This is a genomic window from Achromobacter dolens (assembly GCF_902859745.1).
Classification (GTDB): Bacteria; Pseudomonadota; Gammaproteobacteria; order Burkholderiales; family Burkholderiaceae_B; genus Achromobacter; species Achromobacter dolens.
The window spans coordinates 482,979-499,534 of sequence record NZ_CADIJW010000001.1 but is presented as its reverse complement, the minus strand read 5'-3'; the positions used below and the strand labels follow the sequence as shown (position 1 = coordinate 499,534).

At 69.4% G+C, this 16,556-nt stretch carries 10 protein-coding genes; 3 read left to right on the top strand and 7 right to left on the bottom strand.

Annotated features, from left to right (window positions below; translation table 11 throughout):
- Nucleotides 1-20: 20 nt before the first annotated feature.
- The 4 genes from HV783_RS02155 to axyZ all read right to left on the bottom strand — a co-directional run bounded on the left by HV783_RS02155 (nt 21) and on the right by axyZ (nt 5,248).
- Nucleotides 21-1,820: a gamma-glutamyltransferase family protein gene (locus tag HV783_RS02155; RefSeq protein WP_175188625.1), complete on the bottom strand. Its 1,800-nt coding sequence runs from the start codon at nt 1,818-1,820 to the stop codon at nt 21-23.
- 95 nt (nt 1,821-1,915) lie between these two features.
- The gene (locus HV783_RS02150; protein WP_054501610.1) at nt 1,916-3,418 is read right to left on the bottom strand and encodes an ABC transporter substrate-binding protein; all 1,503 of its coding nucleotides are present in this window, start codon (nt 3,416-3,418) and stop codon (nt 1,916-1,918) included.
- Between the two features lie 249 nt (nt 3,419-3,667).
- Nucleotides 3,668-4,564, bottom strand: a complete 897-nt coding sequence (locus tag HV783_RS02145; protein ID WP_054501611.1) for a LysR family transcriptional regulator — start codon at nt 4,562-4,564, stop codon at nt 3,668-3,670.
- A gap of 45 nt (nt 4,565-4,609) precedes the next feature.
- On the bottom strand, nt 4,610-5,248 hold the full coding sequence (gene axyZ, locus HV783_RS02140) for a multidrug efflux transcriptional repressor AxyZ (protein WP_054501612.1): 639 nt from the start codon (nt 5,246-5,248) through the stop codon (nt 4,610-4,612).
- A gap of 231 nt (nt 5,249-5,479) precedes the next feature.
- On the opposite strand from axyZ, the gene axyX reads away from it, so the two are divergent.
- The 3 genes from axyX to oprZ are packed head-to-tail and all read left to right on the top strand — an operon-like array spanning nt 5,480 to nt 11,187.
- Nucleotides 5,480-6,655: a multidrug efflux RND transporter periplasmic adaptor subunit AxyX gene (axyX, locus tag HV783_RS02135; protein ID WP_064525992.1), complete on the top strand. Its 1,176-nt coding sequence runs from the start codon at nt 5,480-5,482 to the stop codon at nt 6,653-6,655.
- Between the two features lie 6 nt (nt 6,656-6,661).
- Nucleotides 6,662-9,799, top strand: coding sequence for a multidrug efflux RND transporter permease subunit AxyY (gene axyY / locus HV783_RS02130; RefSeq protein WP_175188620.1), 3,138 nt, complete (start codon nt 6,662-6,664; stop codon nt 9,797-9,799).
- Nucleotides 9,796-11,187: a multidrug efflux RND transporter outer membrane subunit OprZ gene (gene oprZ / locus HV783_RS02125; RefSeq protein WP_175142146.1), complete on the top strand. Its 1,392-nt coding sequence runs from the start codon at nt 9,796-9,798 to the stop codon at nt 11,185-11,187. Before axyY ends, oprZ begins: the two co-directional genes overlap by 4 nt.
- Before the next feature lie 43 nt (nt 11,188-11,230).
- Here the strand turns inward: oprZ and HV783_RS02120 are convergent, their stop codons facing one another.
- The 3 genes from HV783_RS02120 to HV783_RS02110 are packed head-to-tail and all read right to left on the bottom strand — an operon-like array spanning nt 11,231 to nt 16,546.
- Nucleotides 11,231-11,893, bottom strand: coding sequence for a helix-turn-helix transcriptional regulator (locus tag HV783_RS02120; protein WP_175188619.1), 663 nt, complete (start codon nt 11,891-11,893; stop codon nt 11,231-11,233).
- A gap of 53 nt (nt 11,894-11,946) precedes the next feature.
- On the bottom strand, nt 11,947-13,416 hold the full coding sequence (locus HV783_RS02115) for an efflux transporter outer membrane subunit (RefSeq protein WP_144654935.1): 1,470 nt from the start codon (nt 13,414-13,416) through the stop codon (nt 11,947-11,949).
- 10 nt (nt 13,417-13,426) lie between these two features.
- Complete coding sequence (locus HV783_RS02110) at nt 13,427-16,546, bottom strand: MexW/MexI family multidrug efflux RND transporter permease subunit (RefSeq protein ID WP_175188618.1); 3,120 nt, start codon at nt 16,544-16,546, stop codon at nt 13,427-13,429.
- Nucleotides 16,547-16,556: the final 10 nt, after the last annotated feature.

Genomic DNA, 16,556 nt, shown 5'->3' with positions numbered 1-16,556 from the left:
CGGACGCGCCGGCACGCGGCTCAGCGGCCGACCGCGTAGGCCTGCATCAGGCGCGGCGTGGCGGCCGCGTGCAGCAGGCCGTCGGCGTCGCGCGAAGCGGCGGTCAGGCGGCCAACCGACCACTGCGGGACTTCCTCGATGTGGTGCCCGCGGGCGCGCAGCGCGGCGATGGTCTCGGCGCCGAAGCCGCTTTCCACCGCCAGGTGCCCCGGCTTGCGATCGCGCGGGTAGAACGAGGTGGGGAAATGCATGGTGTGCGACATCGGCAGGTCGATGGCTTCCTGCAGGTTCAGGCCGTGGTGCGCGTGGCGCAGGAAGAACAGCAGTTGCCATTGTTCCTGCTGATCGCCGCCCGGTGTGCCAAACGCCAGATAGGGCCGGCCCTCGCGCAGCGCCAGCGACGGCGTCAGCGTGGTGCGCGGGCGCTTGCCCGGCGCCAGCGTGCCCGGCAGTCCCTCTTCCAGCCAGAACATCTGGGCGCGGGTGTTCAGGCCGAAACCCAGTTCCGGGATCACCGGCGAGGACTGGAACCAGCCGCCCGAAGGCGTGGCCGAGATCATGTTGCCCCAGCGGTCGATGACGTCGACGTGGGTGGTGTCGCCGCGCTTGACCGAGGCGCGCATGTCGGCCAGCGTCGGTTCGTTGGTCGCGCTGCCGGGGGCCGACACCTTGGACAGGCGCTGCAGCGTGTCCATCACCCGCGCCACCTGCGCCTCGAAGCCGGCAATCACGCCGGGCCGCAGGTCCTGCGAGGCCTGCTCGCCGATGAGCGCGCGGCGCGCGTCGTTGTAGTCGTCCGACAGCAATTGGGCCAGCGGCACATCGACGAAGGCGGGATCGCCGTAGTAGGCCTCGCGGTCGGCGAAGGCCAGCTTCATGGCCTCGGTGACTCGGTGCACGAACTCGGCGCTGGTCGGGCCGACGCCGGCCAGGTCCATCTCCTTGAGCAGCGCCAGGGTCTGCAGGAACACCGGCCCCTGGCTCCAGGCGCCTGCCTTGGCCACGGTGTAGCCGTGGTAGTCATAGGTGGCGGGCGGGTCGTAGCTGGCGGACCAGCCGGCCAGGTCGTCGGCGGTGATCACACCCCGATGGCGCTGGCCGCTCTCGTCCATGACCTCGGTGCCGCGCGCGAACTTGTCGATGGCCTCGGCCACGAAGCCGCGGTAGAAGGCGTCGCGGGCGGCCTCGATCTGGCGCTCGCGGTCGCCGCCGGCCTGTTCCGCTTCCCGCAACGCGCGGGTCCAGGTGGCGGCCAGCGCCGGGTTGCGGAACAGCTTGCGGGCCTCGGGCACGTTGCCGCCGGGCAGGTAGACCTGCGCGGTGGTGGGCCAGTGGGCCTGGAAGAAGTCCTTCAGGCCGGCGATGGTGTTGGAGATGCGCGGCATCAGCGCGTGGCCGTGCTCCGCGTAGTAGATGGCCGGTTCCAGCACGTCGCGCACGCGCATCGTGCCGTGGTCGCGCAGCAACTGCATCCAGGCGTCGAACGCGCCGGGGATCACGGTGGCCAGCAGGCCGTTGCCGGGGATCAGACCGAGGCCTTCGGCGCGGTAGCGCTCGAGCGTGGCGGCGGCGGGCGTGGTGCCCTGGCCGCACAGCACTTCGAGGCGGCCGGTGCGGGCGGAATAGAACACCGCCGGCACTTCGCCGGCCGGGCCGACCAGGTGGGGCTCGACCACCTGCAGCACGAAGGCCGAGGCGACACAGGCGTCGAAGGCGTTGCCGCCGCGCTCCAGCAGCGACATGCCGGCTGAGCTGGCCAGCCAATGGGTGGAGGTCACGACACCAAAGGTGCCGAGGATTTCCGGGCGAGTCGTAAACATCATGATGCGATCCTGTTGCGGACGGCGCGAGGCCGGCGGCCGCGAGAGACAAGTAAAAACGGGACCCGCAACCGGGTCCCGTATCTGGCTCGATGCTACTTCCCGGCCAGGGTGACGCCCTTCAGGCGGATCAGGCCATCGGGATACGGCACGAAGCCTTCCAGCTTCTTCTGCGTGCCGAAGGTCCACGGCAGGTAGAACAGGTAGACGATGGGACGCTGGTCCTGCATCACCGACAGCACCTGATCGTACAGGGCGCGGCGCTTGGCCGTGTCCGGCTCGGCGCGGGCCTCGTTGAGCAGCTTGTCGGCCTGGGGATCGCAGAACTTGCCGTCGTTCAGGTTGCCCTTGCAGCTCAGGTACTGGTGGATGTTGCCGCTGGGATCGACGCGGCCGGACCAGCCGCTCTGCCCGACTTCGAAGTCACCGCGGGCCAGCGACGATTGCAGCGAGGCGAACTCCACCGGACGCAGGGTAATGTCGAAGCCGGCCTCGGCGCCCATGGCCTGCACCAGCTCGAACACCTGCTGCATGGTGGTGTTGTTGCCGAAGGTGATCTCGAACTTGACGCGGTCGAAGCCCGCTTCCTTGAGCAGGGCCTGGGCCTTCCTGGGATCGCGGCCGGCGTGCTCGAACGACTTGTTGTAGGCGAAGCTGGCCGGCGGGAACGGCTGGTAGGCCGGCTGGTACTGGCCTTCGCCGATGACCTGGTTGAGCACGTCGCGGTCGATGGCCAGGTCGAGCGCCTGGCGCACCCGCTTGTCCTTGGCCAGCGGGTTGTTGGCGCGGGCGCCGTTGCCCAGGTTGACCGAGATCGACTGGAAGCCCAGGCCGGTGACCGGGGCCAGGCGCAGATTGGCGTCGTCCTTGACCGCCTTGACGTCGCTGGGCGCCACGCGCTCGATGATGTCGAGGTCGCCGGCGCGCAGATTGTTCAGGCGCACGGTGTTGTCGGGGATCGGCGTGAACACCACTCGGTCGAAGTGGTAATTGGCGGCGTCCCAATACTTGGGAAATTTCTCCAGCACGATGCGGTCGTTCTGCACCCGTTCCTTGAACTGGTACGGGCCCGAGCACACCGGCTTGCCGCCGGGATCCTTGTCGAACGAGGCGGGCGAGATCATCATGCCGGCGCGGTCGGACAACTGCGACAACAGCGAGGCGTCGGGCTCGGACAGGTGCAGCACCACGGTGCTGGCGTCGGGCGCGTCGACGCTGGCCACGGTGGCCAGCTCGCTCTTGCGGTTGCTGTCGGGCAGCGTGCGGGCGCGATCCAGGTTGGCCTTGACCGCGGCGGCGTCGATCGGCGTGCCGTCATGGAACACGGCATCGGTGCGCAGCTTGAAGGTCAGCGTCTTGTTGTCCGGGCTGGTGCTCCAGGACTGCGCCAACTGCGGCACGAACTTCAGGTCCGGCGTGATGTCGACCAGCTTGTCGCACAGCGAGGCAAACACGATGCGGCCGACAAAGGTGCGGGCGCGGGTCGGATCGAGCACGTCCGGGTCGTCCTGCAGGCCGACCCGCAGGGTCGACTGGGCTTGGGCCAGCCCGCTGGCCAGCATTCCCGCCATGGCCATGGCGAGGCAGAGTTTACGCATGAATGATCTCCGTCGATTCAGGCGGCCTGCTTCCCCCCGCGCCGGACGGCGCGCCGCCCGGCGGTGAGGGAACAGACCCCGAGCCGTGCTGCATCGCCGGGCCCATCCCCCCGTTGCGCACGTTCTTGTTTGGATTCTGCGCCAGGCGCGCCACGATTGTATAGAGCGCGGGCAGTCAGCCGTCCAAACGCGCCCGCGGCGACCGCCTTGCGGACAGGTCGCCCGCGCGCCGCCGCCGGCCCCGCGGTCTCAAGGCAGGCGGCAAGGCGCCGAGAAGTCGACCGCCGCCAGCACGGATTCCCGCAGTTTGCCCACCAGCGGCCGGGTGTCGTCGCGGCGATACTGAAAGGAATACGGCAATGCCGCTGGCGCCGGATCGCAATCGAGCACCCGCAGGCTGCCCTCGTCCTGCAACGCCCGCGCCCAATGGCTGGGCAGCAGTCCCACCCCGGTGCCCTCGATCAGCAGGCCGGCGATGGCGCCCCAGTTGTTGCAGCAGAGCCGCTCGCCGGCCACGTCGCGTCCGGCCAGCCAATCGTCCACGATGCGGGTGGTGCCCGCGCCCGCCGGCAGGGTCACCAGCGGCAGCCGGGCCAGCAGGCCGGGCGACATGCGGGTCGCGCCCGCCAGCGCGGCAGGCGCCGCGGCCCAGGCGAACGCAGCCTCCCCGATCGGCGCGGATGCGATGTTGGGGCGCGAGGAACGCCCGGCGATGACGGCGAAATCCAGTTCGCCGTCGGCTACCCGCTGCTCCAGCACCTGGCCGATATCCACATAGGGCTCCAGCACCAGGTCGGGATAGGCGGCGCGGACCACGCCGATCAGGCGCGGCAGCCAGGTCAGCGCGGTCAGTTCGCCCACGCCGAAACGGCAACGGCCGCGCAGTCCCGGGGCTTCGGCCAGCGAAGCGCGGATGCCGTCGGCCGCCGCCAGCAGTTCGCGCGCTTGCGGCAGCAGCCGCTGGCCGGCGTCGGTCAGGACCGCCTTGTGGCCGCTGCGGTCGAACAACGGCCGGCCCAGCGCGTCCTCGAGCTCGACGATGCGCTTGGACAGCGATGACACCGACAGGTGCAGCCGCTCGGCCGCCACGGCGAAACTGGCGCAGGTGGCGGCCCAATAGAAGGCTTCGAGTTGCTTGAGGGTCATGCCCCGATTGTAGGATCAGGCGGCCTGCGATCAGGCGGCCTGCGATCAGGCGGCCTGCGGCAACCGCAGTTGCGGCGACAGCCGCAGCGTATCGATGGCGGCGCGGAGCATGCGCTCGACGCGCGGCCAGATATCGCCCTTGAGGCGATCGGACCAGCAGATAGTGCCGAACACGCCTTCGATCAGGGAATGCAGGTAGACATTGGACAGGCGCACGTCCAGGGCGGGCGGCAGGTCTTCGCGGCTGACGGCGGCGCGCAGCAGTTTCTCGGACGTGCGCAGGGCGTGGCGTTCCCACAGGTCGCGACGGCGCAGGAGGGGCGCGTTCTCGTCGCTGCGCTCGCATTTCAGGTAGAGGATTTCCAGCACGCGCTGAACCGAGCCTTCCTCGGCGTAGATCTGCACGTACTGGCGCATCGACGCGTAGAGCGCTTCCAGCGCCTCGCCGTCGGTCGACACGCGGGTCAGCGACACCGCTTCTCCCAGGGCCCGGTCGCACATGGCGATGCAGACATCGATCTTGTTCTTGTAATGGCCGTAGACGGCGCCCCGGGACACGCCCGCGAAATCGGCGATATCGCTCATGGTGGTGCTGGCCACGCCCTTGGACAGGAACACGTGTTCGGCGGCGTCCAGGATGCGGTCGCGGGTGCGTTGGGATTCTTCTTTCGTCTTGCGGGCCATACAGGGATCTCCTTGTGGAAAAAGGGTTGAAGGGGGGACATGAAAACGGCGGCCCGCCTTGCGGGGGCCGCCGTCTGCGCACTGTAAAGAAGTATGCAGCCGCCAGCATACTTTCGAACAAAACAATTAATCAAGCATGACGGATTAAATGATAGACTGCGGACCCCACAGGGAAAACCCGCGATTCTCCCGCTCTCGCCCGCAACGGGCGCCTCACAATAATTTTTAGAAATGACGCACCGAGTTCCCCTCAGAACGCTCGCATTCGCCTCCGTACTGGTTCTTGTTTCCGCATGCTCGAAGCAGGAAACGCCCGAAGCCGCCAAGGCCCCCGCCGAAGTCGGCGTCATCGTGGCCAGGGCCACGCCCACCGCCGTCGCCAGCGAGCTGCCCGGCCGGTTGGAGCCCTACCGCGAGGCCGAGGTCCGCGCCCGCGTGGCCGGCATCGTCACCCGCCGCCTGTATGAAGAAGGCCAGGAAGTGACGCGCGGCACGCCGCTCTTTCAGATCGATCCGGCGCCGCTGCAGGCCGCCTACGATTCCGAGGCGGCCTCGCTCGCGCGCGCCCAGGCCAACCTGTCCGCCGCCGCCGACAAGCTGCGCCGCTATGCCGACCTGGTGTCGGACCGCGCCATCAGCGAACGCGACCACGCCGAGAGCGTGGCCGAGGAGCGCCAGGCCCGCGCCGAGGTGGCCCTGGCCAAGGCCAACCTGCAAAGCGCCAGGCTGCGGCTGGAATACGCCCGGGTCACCTCCCCGATCGATGGCCGCGCGCGCCGCGCCCTGGTCACCGAGGGCGCGCTGGTGGGCGAAGGCCAGGCCACGCCGCTGACGGTGGTGCAGCAGCTCGACCCGATCTACGTCAATTTCTCGCAGCCCGCCGCCGAAGTCATGCAGTTGCAGAAGCAGATCCGCGCCGGCGCCCTGCAAGGCGTCGCGCCCGACAAGATGCGGGTGCGCCTGCTGCTGCCGGACGGCTCCGAGTACGGCCAGGGCGGCACGTTGTCGTTCGCCGACCTGGCGGTCGATCCCGGCACCGACAACGTGACCATGCGCGCGCTGTTCGACAACCCGGGGCGCGAACTGCTGCCGGGCATGTACGTGCGGGTGCGGCTGGAGCAGGCGGTCAACCGCGACACTTTCCTGGTGCCGCGCAACGCCCTGCTGCGCAACGCCGATGCCGCGCACCTGCTGGTGGCCGGCGACGACGGCGAGCTGCGCAGCGTGCCGGTGGCCGCGCACCGGCTGCTGGGCCCGAACTGGGTCGTCACAGAGGGGCTGAAAGGCGGCGAGCGCGTGGTGGTGGAAAACGCCGCGCAGTTGGCCCCCGGCCAGAAAATCAAACCGGTCGAGCGGGCCGCGCCGAGCGCGCCCGCGGCGACCGCGGGAAATAACGAAAAAAGGTAAACCGCCATGGCGCGTTTCTTTATCGATCGCCCCGTCTTCGCGTGGGTGATCTCGCTGCTGATCGCGCTGATCGGCCTGTTGTCGATCCGTGCGCTGCCGGTGGCGCAGTATCCGGACATCGCTCCGCCCGTCGTCAACATCGGCGCCAGCTATCCCGGCGCCTCGGCCAAGGTGGTCGAGGAAGCCGTCACCGCCATCATCGAACGCGAGATGAACGGCGCGCCGGGGCTGATGTACACCTCGTCCAGCAGCGACTCGACCGGCTGGGCCAGCATCAACCTGACCTTCAAGCAGGGCACCAACCCCGACATCGCGGCGGTGGAAGTGCAGAACCGCCTGAAGGCGGTCGAGCCGCGCCTGCCGGAATCCGTGCGGCGCGACGGCGTGCGGGTGGAAAAGGCGGCGGACAACATCCAACTGGTGGTGTCGTTGAAGTCCGACGGCAGCCTCGATGACATGCAACTGGGTGAACTGGCGGCCTCCAACGTGCTGCAGGCGCTGCGGCGGGTCGAGGGCGTGGGCAAGGTGCAGTCGTTCGGCGCGGAAGCGGCGATGCGCATCTGGCCGGATCCGGCCAAGCTCACCGCCCTGTCGCTGACGCCGGGCGACATCGTCTCGGCCCTGCGCAGCCACAATGCGCGCGTCACCATCGGCGAGCTCGGCAACCAGGCCGTGCCCAAGGATGCGCCGTTGAACGCCAGCATCGTGGCGGGCGAATCGCTGCACACGCCCGAGCAGTTCGCCAACATCCCGCTGCGGGCGCTGCCGGACGGCGCGACCCTGCGCCTGAAGGACGTGGCGCGGGTGGAACTGGGCGGCACCGACTACATGTACCTGTCGCGCGTCAACGGCATGACGGGCACCGGCCTGGGCATCAAGCTGGCGCCCGGCTCGAACGCGGTCGAGACCACCCGCCGCATCCGCGAGACCATGCGCGAGCTGGCGCAATATTTCCCGCCGGGCGTGAGCTGGGACATTCCGTACGAGACTTCCACCTTCGTGGAGATATCGATCAAGAAGGTGCTGATGACGCTGCTGGAGGCGGTGGCGCTGGTGTTCTGCGTGATGTACCTGTTCATGCAGAACCTGCGCGCCACGCTGATCCCGACGCTGGTGGTGCCGGTGGCGCTGCTGGGCACGCTGGGGGTGATGCTGGGGCTGGGCTATTCGATCAACGTGCTGACGATGTTCGGCATGGTGCTGGCCATCGGCATCCTGGTGGACGACGCCATCGTGGTGGTCGAGAACGTCGAGCGCATCATGGCCGAGGAAGGCCTGTCGCCGCATGACGCCACGGTCAAGGCGATGGGCCAGATCAGCGGCGCCATCGTCGGCATCACCGTCGTGCTGGTGTCGGTGTTCGTGCCGATGGCTTTCTTCGACGGCGCGGTGGGCAACATCTACCGCCAGTTCGCCGTGACGCTGGCGGTGTCGATCGCCTTCTCGGCCTTCCTGGCGCTGTCGCTGACGCCGGCGCTGTGCGCCAGCCTGTTGAAACCGATCCCGGCCGGCCACCACGAAAAGCGCGGCTTCTTCGGCTGGTTCAACCGCGCCTTCGCGCGCCTGACCACGCGCTATACGGCGCGCGTGGCCGACGTGCTGGCACGGCCGGCGCGCTTCGGGCTGGCCTACGCGCTGGTGATCGGCGTGGCGGCGCTGCTGTTCGCGCGGCTGCCGTCGTCGTTCCTGCCCGACGAGGACCAGGGCAGCTTCATGGCCATGGTGATCCTGCCGCAAGGCTCGCCGCAGGCCGAGACCATGGCCGTGGTCAAGGACGTCGAGCGCTACATGATGGAGCACGAGCCGGTGCAGTACGTGTATTCGGTCAACGGTTTCAGCCAGTACGGCAGCGGCCCGAACTCGGCCATGTTCTTCGTCACGCTCAAGGACTGGAAGGAGCGGCGCGATGCCTCGCTGCACGTCGATGCGGTGGTCAAGCGCATCAACGAGGCCTTTGCCGACCGCAAGAACCTGATGGTGTTCGCGCTCAACTCGCCGCCGCTGCCGGACCTGGGATCGACCTCGGGTTTCGACTTCCGGCTGCAGGACCGCGGCGGCCTGGGCTATGAGGCCTTGACGCAGGCGCGGCAGAAACTGCTGGCGGCGGCGGCCGAGCATCCGGCGCTGACGGACGTGGTGTTCGCCGGCCAGGAAGAGGCGCCGCAACTGCAGTTGCGCGTCGACCGCGACAAGGCGCAGGCCATGGGCGTGCCGATCGACGAGATCAACACCGCGCTGGCGGTGATGTATGGCTCGGACTACATCGGCGACTTCATGCTCAACGGCCAGGTGCGGCGCGTGACCGTGCAGGCCGACGGCAAGCGTCGCGTGGATGTGGACGACATCTCGCGCCTGCACGTGCGCAACCTGCAGGGCCAGATGGTGCCGCTGTCGGCGTTCGCCACGCTGAAGTGGTCGATGGGGCCGCCGCAACTGAACCGCTACAACGGTTTCCCGTCGTTCACCATCAACGGCTCGGCGGCGCCGGGCCACAGCAGCGGCGAGGCCATGCGCGCCATGGAGGCGCTGGCGGCCGAGCTGCCGCGCGGCATCGGCTTCGACTGGTCGGGCCAGTCATACGAAGAGCGGCTGTCCGGCAACCAGGCGCCGGTGCTGTTCGCGCTGTCGGTGCTGATCGTGTTCCTGGCGCTGGCGGCCCTGTACGAAAGCTGGTCGATCCCGCTGGCGGTGATCCTGGTGGTGCCGCTGGGCGTGATCGGCGCGCTGCTGGGGGTGACCGTGCGCGGCATGCCCAACGACATCTACTTCAAGGTCGGCCTGATCGCCACCATCGGCCTGTCGGCCAAGAACGCGATCCTGATCGTGGAAGTGGCCAAGGACCTGGTGCGCGACGGCCAGGGCATCCTGTCCGCCACGCTGGAAGCGGCGCGGCTGCGGCTGCGGCCGATCGTGATGACCTCGCTGGCCTTCGGCGTGGGCGTGCTGCCGCTGGCGCTGGCCAGCGGCGCCGCCTCGGGCGCGCAGGCCGCCATCGGCACCGGCGTGCTGGGCGGGATCATCACCGCGACCGTGCTGGCGGTGTTCCTGGTGCCGCTGTTCTTTCTCATCGTGGGGCGCATGGTCGGCATGCGCGCCCGCCCCGCGCGCCCCGAGGGCCGCGAACCGCTGGAGACGACGCCATGAAACCCGTGGCAATGACCCTGCTGGCGCTGGCGCTGTCCGGCTGCTCGCTGGCGCCCACCCATGAGCGCCCCGCGGCGCCGGTGCCGGCGCGGTACGACACGCCGGCGCAGCCCGGCCAGGCCGCCGCGCCACAGGACTGGCGCGCCTATTTCAACGACCCCGCGCTGCAGGCCTGGATCACGGCCGCGCTGGCCAACAACCGCGACCTGCGGGTGGCGGCATTGCGCATCGAGGAGGCGCGCGCGCTGTACGGCGTGCAGCAGTCCGAGCGCCTGCCGGCGATCGACGCCAGCGGCGAATTCAGCCGCGGCCGCTTTACCGAACCGGGCCAGTCCGGCACGGCGGTGTCCAGCCGTTATCGCGCCGCCGTCGGCATCACCGCCTTCGAACTGGATTTCTTCGGCCGGGTGCGGAGCCTGTCGGAGGCCGCGCTGGCGCGCTACCTGGCCAGCGAGGAGGCGCACCGCGCCGCGACGCTGGCGCTGGTGGCGGAAACGGCCACGGCCTACTTCAACCAGCGCTCGCTGGCCGAGCAACTGCGCCTGACCGACGACACGCTGGCGCTGCGCGAGACCTCTCTCAAGCTGACCCGGCGCCGCTACGACGCCGGGCTGGAGACCGCCATCGGCCTGCGCACCGCGCAGATGCTGGTGGAGAGCTCGCGCGCCACGCGCGCCGAGCTGACCCGCGAAGCCAGCCTGGCGCGGCACGCGCTGGGCCTGCTGGCGGGCGATTTCGCGCTGCCGCTCGGCGTCGATCCGGCGCCACTGGAGAGCCAGAGCCTGATGCCGCTGGCGGCCGGCCTGCCGTCCGAACTGCTGACGCGCCGCCCCGATCTGCGCCAGGCGGAGCAGGCGCTGCGCGCGGCCAACGCCGACATCGGCGCGGCGCGCGCGGCGTTCTTCCCCTCGGTGCAGCTCACCACCGACATCGGCACCACCGCCGACCGCTTTTCGGATCTGTTCAGCGGCGGCACCGGCGGCTGGACCTTCGCGCCGCGGCTGACGCTGCCAATCTTCAACGCTGGACGCAACCGCGCCAACCTGTCGCTGGCCGAGACCCGCAAGCACATCGCGGTGGCGCAGTACGAAGGCAGCATCCAGGCGGCTTTCCGCGACGTGGCCGACGCCCTGTCGGCGCGCGACGCGCTACGCGACCAGATCGAGGCCCAGCGCAAGGTGCGCGACGCCGACCGCGAACGCCAGCGGCTGGCCGAGCGGCGCTATGCGCGCGGGGTGGCGAACTACCTGGAGATGCTGGAGGCCCAGCGCAGCCTGTTCGAATCCGAGCAGGAGTACATCCGGCTGCAGCAGCGCCGGCTGGTCAATGCGGTGGATCTGTACAAGGCGCTGGGGGGATGGGACGACGGCGCATCGCCGGCGTCCTGACGCGGCCCGGCCTTGACGCCGCGGGGTGCGGCGGCCGCGGCGATCAGGCGCGCGCGCTGACGCGGTAGGCGCAGCGGCGCGCGCCCAGCAGGATGTGCTCTTCTCGCTCGACGCGCACCTCATCCCCCAGCACCTGCCGGAACAATTCCAGTTCGCTGCGGCAAAAGCCCATGCAGGCCTGGGCCGCCGCACAGATCGGACAGTGGTTTTCGATGAACAGGAAGTCGTCGCCGTCGCGGCGCATCTCGGCCATGTAGCCCTCGGCCGAGCGCACCCGCGCCAGGCATTCGAGCCGTTGCTGCAGGTCTTGCGCGCCCTCGAGCCCCTGCCGGTAGTTCGCCAGCATGGCGGCCTCGCGCACCGCGATCAGCTTGTCAACGCCTTCCTCGCCGAACACCTGGCGCACGGCGTTGATCATCTGCACCGTCATGTCGGCGTGCGTGTCGGGGAAGCGGCGCTGGCCGGCATCGGTCAGGAACCAGATCTGCGTGGGGCGGCCGCGCCCCGCGCTGCGGCTTTCGGAATCCACCAGCCCATCCGCGTGCAGCCGCGCCATCTGCTGGCGCACCGCCTCGGCCGTGACGTCGAGCGCCTTGGCGATGACCGCGACCGACTGCGGGCCGCGCGTCTTGAGCGTCATGAGCACGCGGTCCGCCGGCTGGTGCGGTTGCCAGGAAATGGGATGGGACAGAGTGTCGTCGGACATGGAAGATCGGATGGGCGCCAAGCCCTTATGGTGCCACGAACCGCGCCCGTCAGTCAGCCGGCCGGCGCGGGCGCGGGCGACTGCGCTCGCGGGGTCTCGGTTTCCGACGGCGCCTCCCAGCCGCCGCCCAGCGCCTTGTAGAGCGCGACCAGGCTGGTGTAGGAGGCCGTTTCGGCCTGCGCCACCGCGTCCTGCGCCCGCAGTTGCGTGCGCTGCGCGTCCAGCACCGTCAGGTACGGCGTGCCGCCTTCGCGGTAGCGCAGGCGCGCCAGTTCCGCCGCCCGGGCGCTGTGGGCGGCCGCCTGCGCCAGATTGCCGAGCCGCTGCTGGGTCTGGCCATACTGCGTCAGCGCGCCCTCCAGTTCCTCGACCGCCTGCAGCACGGTCTGTTCGTAGCGCGCCACCTCGCCCAGCGAACGCGCCTGCGCCGCGCGCTTGCGCGCCAGCGCGGTAGGCAGGTGGAAGGCCGGCCAGTTGACGCCGGACGCCACGCTGAAGGCGCGGCTGGAAGCGCTGCCGAAATCGGCGCCGCGCAGGGCCACGAAGCCCAGGAATCCGCCCAGATCGATGCGCGGATACAGCTCGGCGGTGGCCACGCCCACGTCGGCATTGGCCGCCGCCATGTTGCGCTCGGCCGCCCGGATGTCGGGACGACGCGACAGCAAGGCGCCGACGTCGCCGATCGGCAGGCGCGCCGCCAGCGGCGGCTGCGGCGTGGCCGCGTCCAGTTCGCCCAGTTCCACCGGCCTCAGCCCGGCCAGCACCGCCAGGCGGTACAGCGCCAGGCGCCGCGCGGTTTCCTGCGGCGGCACGCTGGCCTGCACGGTTTCGAGTTCGGCGCGCGCGCTGGCCAGGTCGCCCTCGTCGCCGCGGCCGGCCGACACCATGGCCTGGATGATGCGCAGGCTGTCGCGCTGACTGTCCAGGTTGGCGCGCGCCACCGCCAGGCGTTGTTCGGCGCCGCGCAGCTCGAAGTAGTTGCGCGCCACCTCGGCCACCACCACGATGCGGGCCTGCGCCAGGTCGGCGGCCTGGGCCTCGCTGCGCGCCGCCGCGCCCTCGGCCGCGCGGCGCAGGCGGCCGAACAGGTCGATCTCCCAGGCGGCGTCAAAGCCGGCGCGGTAGCTCTTGGCGAGGTTGCGCTCGCCCGCGTTGCCGGGATTGGCCTGCGACAGGCTGCGCTCGAAGCGCCCGCCCAGCGTCACGGTGGGGAACTGGTCGAGTTCCTTCTCATCCAGCACCGCGCGCGACTCGGCCAGGCGGGCCTGGGCGATGCGGATGTCGTGGTTGCGTTGCAGCGCCAGGACCACCAGGCGGTCCAACTGCGGATCCTGCAACTGCTTCCACCAATCCTGCTGCACCCGGTCGGTGGAGAACAGCGCCTGCTCGGGACTGGCCAGCGCCACCGGCGCTGCCTGGGGTTTCTGATAGTCGGGACCGACGGCGCAGCCGGCGGTGGCCAGCGCGGCCAGCAGCGCCAGGGTGCCGCGACGCAGGCGTTTGGACAGGTCGGGATGTTTCATGATCGGTTCCTCAATGCGATTCGGCCGGGCGCGACGTTGCCGCCGGCAGTCCGTCCTCGGCCTGCGCCCGGGCCAGTTCACGGGCGCGCGGCGTGTCGTTGGCGGCGCGGTGGTCGCGCGCCAGCACGGTGTAGACGGTGGGCAGCACGAACAGCGTGAACAGCGTGCCGACCAGCATGCCGACCACGATCACCAACCCCAGGCTGTAGCGGCTGTGGGCGCCGGCGCCGCTGGCGAACAGCAGCGGAATCAAGCCCACCACCATGGCGGCGGTGGTCATCAGGATCGGCCGCAGGCGGATGCGGGCGGCGTGCTCCATGGCGCTGCGCCGGTCCAGGCCGTGGCTGACCTGCATCTCGTTGGCGAACTCCACCATCAGGATGCCGTGCTTGCTGATCAGCCCGATCAGCGTCACCAACCCGATCTGGGTGTAGATGTTGATGGTCGCCATGCCCAGCGCCAGCGGGATCAGCGCGCCGCAGATCGACAGCGGCACGCTCACCAGGATGATGAACGGGTCGCGCAGGCTTTCGTACTGCGCCGCCAGCACCAGGTAGATGACGATGATGGCGAAGATGAAGGTGATCATCAGCGCCGAGCCTTCCTGGCTGAACTGGCGCGCGTCCGACTGCCAGTCGTAGCTGAAGCCGGCCGGCAACTGCTGCGCCTGGCGCGTCAGGAACTGCACCGCATCGCCCATGGTCACGCCCGGCATCGGGATGGCCTGGAAGGTGGCGGCGTTGAGCTGGTTGAACTGGGTCAACTTGTTGGGCTCGACGCCCATCGACACCGACACGAAGTTCGACAGCGGCACCTGCGCGCCGCTGGCGCTCTTGACGTAGTACCGCGCCAGCGATTCGGGCGAGATGCGCTGCTGGCGCAGGCTCTGCGGGATCACGTCGTACGAGCGGCCGTCCATGCCGAAGCGGTTGACGTAGTTCTCGCCCACCAGCACCGCCAGCGTGTCGCCCACCGCCTTCATGGTGACGCCCAGGCTGTTGGCCTTGGCGCGGTCCACCTTCAGTTGCACCACCGGGTTGTTGTAGTCCAGGTCGCTGTCGACCACCATGAAGAGGCCGCTGGCGCGCGCCGCCTGCTTCAGGTTCTCCATGGCCTCGTACACCACCGGATAGTCGGCCGCGCTCATGATGACCATCTGCACCGGCAGGCCGCCGGTCGAGCCGGGCAGCGGCGGCAACTGGAAGGCGAAGATGTTGCTGCCCTCGATCTGGTTGACCATCGACTGCATGTCGGCCTGGATCTGGTCAGCCGAGCGCTTGCGCTCGTGCCAGTCGACGAAATCGACGCCGCCGATGCTGTTGGAGACGCCGTCCGAGCCGTTGATGAGCCAGCGGCCCTTCTGCTCGGGCAGCGTCGCCATCACGTCGTCCCACTTCTTGCCGAACTTCTCGACGTAGTCGATGTTGGCGTGCTGCGGCGACTTGATCGCGGTGAGCACGGTGGACTGGTCCTCGACCGGCGCCAATTCGCGCTGGGCGGCGTTGTACAGGAACGGCAGGCTGGCCATCACCGCCACCGCCAGCAGGCCGGTGACCCAGCGGTGATGCAGCGACACATCCAGCAGCCGGCCGTAGGCCTGGCCCAGGCGATTGAAGAAGTGCTCGGCGCGGCGCGCCATCCAGCCCTCGGACACGTGGCTGTTGAGCAGGAACGAACTCATCACCGGCGACAGCGTCAGCGCGATCACGCCCGACACCACCACCGCCCCCGCCAGCGTGAAGGCGAATTCCTTGAACAGCGAACCGGTGAGGCCGCCCATCAGGCCGATCGGCGCGTACACCGCCGCCAGCGTGATGGTCATGGCGATGACCGGGCCGGCCACTTCGCGCGCGCCGATCAGCGCCGCGCGCACCGGCGACTTGCCTTCCTCGATATGGCGGTGCACGTTCTCGACCACCACGATGGCGTCGTCCACCACCAGGCCGATGGCCAGCACCATGGCCAGCAGCGTCAGCAGGTTCACGCTGAAGCCGAACAGCGCCATGATGGCCGCGCCCCCGAGCATCGACAGCGGAATGGTGATCACCGGGATCAGCACCGCGCGCAGCGAGCCCAGGCACAGGAAGATCACCGCCACCACGATGACGATGGCTTCCATCAGCGTGTGCACCACGCCGTCGATCGAGGCGCTGATGAAGCGCGCCAGCTCGAACGGCACCTGCACGCTGGTGCCCGGCGGCAGGTTCTGCTTGATATTGGGCAGCAGCTCGTTCAGGCGCTTGACGATCACCAGCGGGTTGCCGACCGGCGTGGCGTTCAGGCCGAAGTACACGGCCGGCTCGCCATCCATCAGGCCGCTGGAGTCGGTCGAGGCCGCGCCCAGCTCCACGGTCGCCACGTCGCCCAGGCGCACGACGGCGTCGCCCTCGCGCTTGACCACCATGTCGCGGAATTCGGCCACGTTGACCAGGTCGGTGTTGACCTTGATGTTGGACACCACATACAGGCCCTTGGCCTGGCCGGGCGCCGCCTGCACGTTGTTCTGGCGCAGGGCCTCGGCCAGTTCGCCGGCCGAGATGCCGCGCGCGGCCAGCCGGTCGGGATCGAGCCAGACCCGCATCGCCAGCTTCTGGCCGCCGTACAGTTCCACGCTGGCCACGCCGTCGATCGACGACAGTTGCGGCTGCACCACGCGCGACAGGTAGTCGGTCAGCGCCGGCAGCGACATGGTCGAGCTGGAGAACCCCACGTAGGCCACGGCCGTCGCCTCGCCGGCGGACTTGACCAGCACCGGGTCGTAGGCGTCCTGCGGCAGGCGGTATTTGACTTCGTTGACCTTGGCCATGACCTCGGTCATGGCCTTGTTGGATTCGGCGTTGAGCTTCATGCGCACCGTGATCACGCTGCGGCCCTGGGTCGAGGACGACGACAGGTAGTCGATGCCTTCGACCGTGGCGACGGATTGCGCGATGGGTTGGGTGACGAAGCCCTGCATCAGGTCGGGCGAGGCGCCCGGGTACTGCGTGGTGATGGTGATGGTGGTGCTTTCGGTCAGCGGGTACTGGCGGATCGGCAGGCCGCTCAGGGCGCGCAGCCCCATCAATAGCAGCAGTGTGCTGACCACCAGCGCCAGCACCGGCCGGCGCACGAACAGATCGGTAAACTTCATGATCGGCTCC

Bases quoted from the DNA above. Each gene is read 5' to 3' on its own strand.
- axyX (WP_064525992.1), top strand. From the start codon at position 5,480: ATGACGCACCGAGTTCCCCTCAGAACGCTCGCATTCGCCTCCGTACTG.
- HV783_RS02150 (WP_054501610.1), bottom strand. From the start codon at position 3,418: ATGCGTAAACTCTGCCTCGCCATGGCCATGGCGGGAATGCTGGCCAGC.
- HV783_RS02120 (WP_175188619.1), bottom strand. From the start codon at position 11,893: ATGTCCGACGACACTCTGTCCCATCCCATTTCCTGGCAACCGCACCAG.
- HV783_RS02155 (WP_175188625.1), bottom strand. From the start codon at position 1,820: ATGTTTACGACTCGCCCGGAAATCCTCGGCACCTTTGGTGTCGTGACC.
- axyZ (WP_054501612.1), bottom strand. From the start codon at position 5,248: ATGGCCCGCAAGACGAAAGAAGAATCCCAACGCACCCGCGACCGCATC.
- HV783_RS02110 (WP_175188618.1), bottom strand. From the start codon at position 16,546: ATGAAGTTTACCGATCTGTTCGTGCGCCGGCCGGTGCTGGCGCTGGTG.
- HV783_RS02145 (WP_054501611.1), bottom strand. From the start codon at position 4,564: ATGACCCTCAAGCAACTCGAAGCCTTCTATTGGGCCGCCACCTGCGCC.
- HV783_RS02115 (WP_144654935.1), bottom strand. From the start codon at position 13,416: ATGAAACATCCCGACCTGTCCAAACGCCTGCGTCGCGGCACCCTGGCG.
- axyY (WP_175188620.1), top strand. From the start codon at position 6,662: ATGGCGCGTTTCTTTATCGATCGCCCCGTCTTCGCGTGGGTGATCTCG.
- oprZ (WP_175142146.1), top strand. From the start codon at position 9,796: ATGAAACCCGTGGCAATGACCCTGCTGGCGCTGGCGCTGTCCGGCTGC.